Here is a 6,764-nt window from a genome sequence, read left to right on the forward strand (position 1 = left end):
AGAAAACTTGTCTTACGGGTCTTGACTACTCATAGCTGGTCTCTTTCCTGATGCCCGGCGCAAAGGCGACGCGCAGCGCATCCATAACCCGCCACTCGGCTCCCCGAATGGCGGCGAGGCGCAACGCACGCCGCTCGCTCGCACCGAGAGCCCGCCTTCGGCAGGCTATTCTCGGTTGAATACAACTCAAACTATAGTCCAACTTCATCTGTTTGCGTGCCTTTCATTTGGATTCGGAATCGAATGCCCACGACGCTTGCATCGGCGCTTCGCCACGGCGTATACTGCCCCCTCGTAAAGGAGCGCGGGTGACCCGGAACAAGTCCAGGCATCCAGCCTCGCAGCAAAGAAACGAAAGGCACTGACGTGACCGCATCGGTTGGTTCGTGCCCCGCAGAACGTGACGCGCGCTTGCGCGTGGGGTTCGTGGGAGCCGGCAAAATCGGGTTCGCCCTGGGAACGCATCTGTTCGAACACGGTTCGAAGGTCTCAGGCTATGCAAGCCGCACGCAAAAGGCGGCGCTTTGGGCATCGCAGTGCACGCATTCCGTTTCCTTTTCCTCGCTGCAAGCGCTTCTTGATTCCACGGACCTCATCTTCATAACCGTGCCCGATGGCGCCATCGCCGAAGCGGCCGGCCAGCTGGCCGACGCCGCGGCGAACACGCCGGCAGGCGGCCTTTCCGGGAAACTGGTGTGCCACGCAAGCGGCGCGCTGGCCTCCAGCGAGCTCGACGCATGCCGCAAAGCCGGGGCAGCCTGCGCAAGCGTTCACCCGCTGTGCGCCGTGCCCGACGTCCCGACCAGCGCCGATGCGCCCGATCGCCTTGCCGGCATGTTCTTCACGCTTGAAGGCGACCAGGCCGCGGTCGATGCGGCGGGCGCGCTGCTGGATGCGGCGGGCAATCCGCACTGCACCATCGCGGCCGACGCGAAGGTGCGCTACCACGCCGCGGCGGTGTTCCTGAGCAATCTGGTGTGCGGCCTTGCCTCCGAGGGACTGGGCATCCTGGAGGGCTGCGGGTTCACGCCCGAGCAAGCTCTACAGGCAGCCGGCCCGCTGTTCACCGGCAATTGCGCCGCCATCGCGCAAAAAGGCCCGCAAAACGCCCTGTCCGGCCCCATCGAGCGCAACGACATCGAAACGGTGCGCAAGCATCTGGCCGCATTGGACGGGCAGATGCGCGAAACCTACGCCACGCTGTCGCTTTTCGTTTGCGAACTGGCCGCGCGGCGTCACCCCAAGCGTGATCACGCTCCGATGAGGAATCTGCTGGAATCAGCACAAACCCGCAGGTAAAGCGAAGGAGAGAAACCCATGAAGAACACCGTGGCAACGTTCGCCCAGGCCAAGGCCGAGGGCCGCAAGCTCGCCATGCTCACGGCCTACGACTATTCCACCGCAAAGCTCGAGGATGAGGCCGGCATCGACGGCATCCTCATCGGCGACTCGCTGGGCAACGTGGTGCTCGGTTACGAGGACACCCTGTCCGTGACCGTTGAGGACATGATCCACCACAGCGCCGCCGTCGCCCGCGGCGCCAAGAACGCCCTGATCGTCTGCGACATGCCGTTTCTGTCCTACGAGGTCAGCGTGCCCGACGCCGTGCGCAACGCCGGCCGCCTGCTCAAGGAAGGCCGCGCAAACTGCGTGAAGCTGGAGGGCGGCGAGGAGGTATGCCCGCAGGTTGCCGCCATTGTGGCCGCCGGCATCCCCGTCATGGGGCACCTGGGCCTGACGCCGCAGTCCATCAACGCGTTCGGCGGCTTCAAGGTGCAGGGCAAGAGCGAGGCCGCTGCCCGCAAGCTGATCTCCGACGCGAAGGCGCTCGAGGCCGCCGGCGCGTTCGCCATCGTGCTCGAGGCCGTGCCCGCCAAGCTTGCCGCCCTGGTCACCAAGGAAGTAGGCGTCCCCACCATCGGCATCGGCGCCGGCGCCGGCTGCGACGGCCAGATCCTCGTCTACCAGGACATGCTGGGCATGTTCAGCGACTTCTGCCCGAAGTTCGTCAAGCGCTTCGCGAACGTGGGCGAGGCCATGCGCAACGGCTTCGCCAGCTACATCAACGAGGTGCGCGAGGGCTCCTTCCCCTCCGCCGAGCACACGTTCAAGATCGACGACGAAGTGCTCGAGAAGCTGTACTAGCCGATAACGGGCTGATGGGGCGGGCAACCGAGGCAACCTTGCCGCGCCCGCCCCATCAGCCCCACGACCATATCGGCTCGCGATGGATTCGAACGCCGGCGCGCCCGGATCCATCGCGAGCCGATCAGAACCCCAATGCAATAAGCCGCGTGCGGGGGTGCCGAGACCTGCTGCGTCCATGGCACCTCGACCCCCGCCGCCTCACGATTTACCGGACCCGAAAGGAAACCTACTAAAATGCTTACCGTTGCCACCACCCCTGAACAGGCAAAACAGGTTATCAGCGAGTGGAAGGCGCAGGGCCTGACCGTGGGCCTCGTGCCCACCATGGGCTACCTGCACGAGGGCCACGAGAGCCTGATCAAGCGCGCCGTCGCCGAGAACGACCGCGTCATGGTCAGCGTGTTCGTCAACCCCATCCAGTTCGCCCCGGGCGAGGACCTGGAAACCTACCCGCGCGATTTCGAGGCCGACAAGCGCCTGATCGAGGGCGCCGGCGCCACGCTGGTGCTCCATCCCGAGCCCGCCGACCTGTACTTCCCCGATGCGTGCACCTACGTCAACGTCGAGGGCATCACCGCCGAGCTGTGCGGCAAGACGCGCCCGACGCACTTCCGCGGCGTGTGCACCGTAGTTAACAAGCTCATGAACATCTCCCAGGCCGACCGCGCCTACTTCGGCCAGAAGGATGCCCAGCAGCTGGCCGTCATCCGCCGCATGGTGCGCGACCTGAACATGAACGTACAGGTTGTGGGCTGCCCCATCGTGCGCGAGGAGGACGGCCTGGCGAAAAGCTCGCGCAACACCTACCTGTCCGCCGAAGAGCGCACCGCCGCGCTCGTTCTCTCGCGCGCCGTGGCCGAGGGCCAGCGCCTGATGGAAGCCGGCGAGCGCTCCGCCGCCACGGTGCTGGATGCCATGAAGCAGCTTATCGAGGCCGAGCCCCTGGCGCGCATCGACTACGTCGAGATGGTGTCGTGGGACGGCATCAAGCCCGTTGAGACCGTCGACGGCCCGGTTCTGGTGGCCATGGCCGTCTACATCGGCAAGACGCGCCTCATCGACAACTTCATCTTCGGCGAATAACTTCAATCTCCAAAACCTACGAAAGGACCAACCACTGTGTTTTCCAACATGCTGAAGGGCAAAATCCACCGCGCCACCGTCGTCCAGGCCGAGCTTGACTACGTGGGCAGCATCACCGTCGACGAGGACCTGATGGATGCCGCGGGCATCCGCGAGTACGAGCAGGTACAGATTGTCGACGTGAACAACGGCCAGCGTTTCGAGACCTATGTCATCGCAGGCCAGCGCGGCAGCGGCATGATCTGCCTCAACGGCGCCGCCGCTCGCTGCGTCTCGGTGGGCGACAAGGTGATCATCATGTGCTACGCCCTGATGACCCCCGAGGAAGCCGATGCGAACCCGCCGCGCGTGGTGTTCGTCGACGACGACAACCGCCCCGAGTGCATCACGCGCTACGAGCGCCATGGCCGACTGGAGGACATGGATCGCTAGCACGCCGAGCGGAAACGAACAGAGGCCGGGATGCGCAGAGCAGCTGCGCATCCCGGCCTCTTACGTTGTTAGAGCAGCGATACCTTTTAGTGCACCTGCACAAGGGAGAAGACCTCGGCATCGGTGACCTTGGCGATTGCCTGGCGCGGATTGAGGAACGCCAGCTCCATGAGGAAGCCCATGCCCGCCAGCGAGGCGCCGAACTGCTTGATAAGCTTGGCCTGCGCCTCGGCGGTGCCGCCCGTGGCAACCAGGTCGTCCACAATCAGCACCACGTCATCGGGCTCGATGGCGTCGGCGTGGATCTGCAGTTCGTCGCTTCCGTACTCCAAATCATAGCTTTCGCTGCGAACCTCGCGCGGCAGCTTACCCGGCTTGCGAGCGGGCACGAAACCGGCATGCAGGCGATACGCCACCGGCGCGCCGATCATGAAGCCTCGGGCTTCGGCGCCGACAACCTTGGTCACGCCCGAATCCTTAAAGTGCTCGGCGATGGCATCGATGGTGGCCTCAAAGCCGTCCGGGTCCTTCAGCAACGTGGTGATGTCCTTGAACACCACGCCCGGCTTCGGATAATCGACGATGTCGGTGATGCGGCCTTCGAAATCGAACGACGACATGGCGGTCCTTTCCTAGAATATGCGACCTGGTCATTGTAGCGCCACCGAGCACATCCGGCGCCGCTGTGCGCCGAAATCGGACGCTTCCGGCGTTAATGCCCACGAACCCACATGTTCGCCACGCCGAAACGCTGCAGCTCCTCGAACAAAAATGGCAGGTAATACGGCCAAGCACCGGAACCTTTGCTGGAAAAGCCCTGCACATCGCTGAGCACCTCGACGCTCCACTCCAAGCTATCATCCTGAGCGGCATACGGCTGATAGGCCTCCTCCCATGAGGCCAGCTCGAAGCCGAGCAGCTGCCCGCGCAATGCGGCGGCGTCCTCGGAGTCCAGCTGCAAAAACTCGCGCTGCCCCATCACGCCCAGCTCCTGCTCGAGCGCTGCGCCCAGCTCATCGAACGTGATGCGCACGGTGCTGCGATTCTCCACAGAGCCGCGCATCGCCAGGTTGAACTCCACCATGCGCGCGCAACGCAAAACCTCGAAACGCCGGTCCACGCGCATGCCCTCATCCACATCGTGCTGACCCACGATAAGCTGCTCGCCCGAACGGGCTCGGTAACACCCCGCCGGGACCAGCGAGTCGCCATCGATGCGCAAAATGCCGTCGACATCGAACTTCGCACCCGAGGGCAGCGGCTTCCATTGCGCATACGAGTCGGAGCGCTCGCCCAGGCGCTGCAATGCGCGGTGGCATTTCTCCAGGTTGCCGCGATAATAGTCGAACCCATCGTCAAGAGCTGCCTCGAAGTTCGCCGCCGCCTGCACGTAATACGCCTGCGCCAGCGCATAATCCCGGGCACAGCCGCGCCCGTATTCGAAACAACCCCCAAGCCTAAAGGCCGAGCTTCCCAGCCAATCGGGCTCGTTGCGACCCTGCGCAAGCCGATGCGCCTTGCCGTACAGCGCAAACGCCTGGATATCTGCAGCCGATTCGTCCTCAACGTCGATATTGCGCCAATACAGCATGTCGCCGAGCTTGTACAACGCTTCCGGATGTTCGCAAAACGCCGCCCGTTCGAACAGCTCCAATGCCTGTTCGGCATCCTCTTCGCCCAAACGTCCGTATTCGTAGATGTAACCAAGGTTCACCGCGGCTTGCGGATTGCCGAAGCTCAGGCTCTTCTCGTAGAACTGTCGCGCCGCCTCGAAGCACCGCTTGTCATCGGAGGCAAGCCCGTCGTTGTAAAACCGCGCGCCGATATCCAACGACAAGCCGCCGCGTTGCTGGCTGTCGCGCGCTTCATCGTATGAGGGGTCAAGATTGCGTAGGTCCATGTGGTGGTTCCCTTCAAGGTATACCGTTCCACCATAGCAGAGAATCAGCAAGGACGGCCCGAAGCTGCTATGCGCAGGAGGGAACGGGGCGAACACGATGCCGCTATTCGTAGTCCTGCAGGAGCTCATGCAGGTAACCGGCATACCCTTGTCGCAAGCTTGACGGCGACTCAACCGTGATCTGACCGGCGAACTGGGCTATCCAGCCGAAGAACACCGGCGTCGCCATGGCTGCCACGCTTACGCGGGCAGTGCCGTCGCCCATATCGCTCACGTGCGCGTCCTTCCCGAAGCGATCGATCACGGCGTTCATGGCGCTTTCCCTCACGCGCAACACCGCGCGCACCGAGCTGCCCGAGAACATGCCGAACACGCGCCGGTCGTACTCGTCCGCGTCGAACGTGGCAATGCGGGCGTTTCGCATTGCGCGCTGCTGCGTCACGTGGATGTCGCACATGCGGTCGACGCGGTAGTTGGCGAAGTCGTCGTACTTCTCGCTGTAGCAGACCAGGTAGTAGAAGCCGTCGGAGTACATGAGCTGCACCGGCGTTTGGGTGTACGGCTGGCCACCGTGGCGCAGCTGCACCCGAGCGGAGCAATCGTAGCCGGTGTATTTGAACGACAGCATGCGCTTGGCGGCGATGGCCTCTTGTATGACGTCAACGTTGCGGAACACGCTATCGTTTTGGCTTTTCACGCGCCCGCCCACGTGCACGTGCTTTTCCAGGCCCTTCACCTGGTGCTTCGAGCCCAGGCTTTTTATGGAGCGAACGAGCGAGGTCGATTGCCGCGCCGTGATGAAGCGGCTTCCCTGAACCGCATCGATGAGTAGCAGCAGCTCGGATTTGGTGAACGGTCGCTTGGCAAGGAAGTAGCGCACGGGTTTGACGTGTTGCCGCTGAATCTCGATGCCTGCGTTGTTCAGCGCCTCGAAATCGCGATACAGGGCCTTGCGCTCTGCGGATATGCCCGCTGCCTCTAGCTCCTCGAGAATCTGCTCGAGCGTCAGCCCCTGCTCGTCGTCGGTGTTCTCGAACATGATTTTCAGCAGCGCCAACAAACGCTCTTTGCTGACTTCCTTCGCCATACAGACCCCTCACGCAGCTTCCTTCGCGCACATTGCGCATCTGCATATGATAGGCGATTGATTGATTGAGTGAGTGAGTGAGTGAGTGAGTGAGTGAGTGAGTGAGTGAGTGAG

Annotated in this window: 7 protein-coding genes; 4 read left to right on the top strand and 3 right to left on the bottom strand. The window is 63.1% G+C overall.

The window, feature by feature from the left end:
* Positions 1 to 366: 366 nt before the first annotated feature.
* From DW178_RS09900 to panD, 4 genes are all read left to right on the top strand, one after another.
* Complete coding sequence (locus tag DW178_RS09900) at positions 367 to 1,299, top strand: Rossmann-like and DUF2520 domain-containing protein (RefSeq protein WP_158574176.1); 933 nt, start codon at positions 367 to 369, stop codon at positions 1,297 to 1,299.
* Positions 1,300 to 1,317: 18 nt separating this feature from the next.
* Entirely contained in the window at positions 1,318 to 2,145 is an 828-nt protein-coding gene (gene panB / locus DW178_RS09905) for a 3-methyl-2-oxobutanoate hydroxymethyltransferase (RefSeq protein WP_118351068.1), read from the top strand.
* A 237-nt stretch (positions 2,146 to 2,382) separates the two neighbouring features.
* Positions 2,383 to 3,231: a pantoate--beta-alanine ligase gene (gene panC / locus DW178_RS09910; protein WP_118351070.1), complete on the top strand. Its 849-nt coding sequence runs from the start codon at positions 2,383 to 2,385 to the stop codon at positions 3,229 to 3,231.
* A gap of 36 nt (positions 3,232 to 3,267) precedes the next feature.
* The gene (panD, locus tag DW178_RS09915) at positions 3,268 to 3,663 is read left to right on the top strand and encodes an aspartate 1-decarboxylase (RefSeq protein WP_118351071.1); all 396 of its coding nucleotides are present in this window, start codon (positions 3,268 to 3,270) and stop codon (positions 3,661 to 3,663) included.
* 86 nt (positions 3,664 to 3,749) lie between these two features.
* Here the strand turns inward: panD and DW178_RS09920 are convergent, their stop codons facing one another.
* The 3 genes from DW178_RS09920 to DW178_RS09930 form a co-directional block, all read right to left on the bottom strand.
* Positions 3,750 to 4,283 (bottom strand): adenine phosphoribosyltransferase, encoded by a 534-nt coding sequence (locus DW178_RS09920; RefSeq protein ID WP_118351073.1) that lies wholly within the window; start codon positions 4,281 to 4,283, stop codon positions 3,750 to 3,752.
* 92 nt (positions 4,284 to 4,375) lie between these two features.
* The gene (locus DW178_RS09925; RefSeq protein ID WP_158574178.1) at positions 4,376 to 5,563 is read right to left on the bottom strand and encodes a tetratricopeptide repeat protein; all 1,188 of its coding nucleotides are present in this window, start codon (positions 5,561 to 5,563) and stop codon (positions 4,376 to 4,378) included.
* A 103-nt stretch (positions 5,564 to 5,666) separates the two neighbouring features.
* Positions 5,667 to 6,650 (bottom strand): helix-turn-helix transcriptional regulator, encoded by a 984-nt coding sequence (locus tag DW178_RS09930; protein WP_118351077.1) that lies wholly within the window; start codon positions 6,648 to 6,650, stop codon positions 5,667 to 5,669.
* Positions 6,651 to 6,764: the final 114 nt, after the last annotated feature.

It is taken from the genome of Eggerthella sp. AM16-19 (assembly GCF_003474385.1).
Classification (GTDB): Bacteria; Actinomycetota; Coriobacteriia; order Coriobacteriales; family Eggerthellaceae; genus Senegalimassilia.

Excerpts from the sequence above, each read along its gene's own strand:
- panB (WP_118351068.1), top strand. The coding sequence starts at position 1,318 with ATGAAGAACACCGTGGCAACGTTCGCCCAGGCCAAGGCCGAGGGCCGC.
- panC (WP_118351070.1), top strand. The coding sequence starts at position 2,383 with ATGCTTACCGTTGCCACCACCCCTGAACAGGCAAAACAGGTTATCAGC.
- DW178_RS09920 (WP_118351073.1), bottom strand. The coding sequence starts at position 4,283 with ATGTCGTCGTTCGATTTCGAAGGCCGCATCACCGACATCGTCGATTAT.
- DW178_RS09925 (WP_158574178.1), bottom strand. The coding sequence starts at position 5,563 with ATGGACCTACGCAATCTTGACCCCTCATACGATGAAGCGCGCGACAGC.
- DW178_RS09930 (WP_118351077.1), bottom strand. The coding sequence starts at position 6,650 with ATGGCGAAGGAAGTCAGCAAAGAGCGTTTGTTGGCGCTGCTGAAAATC.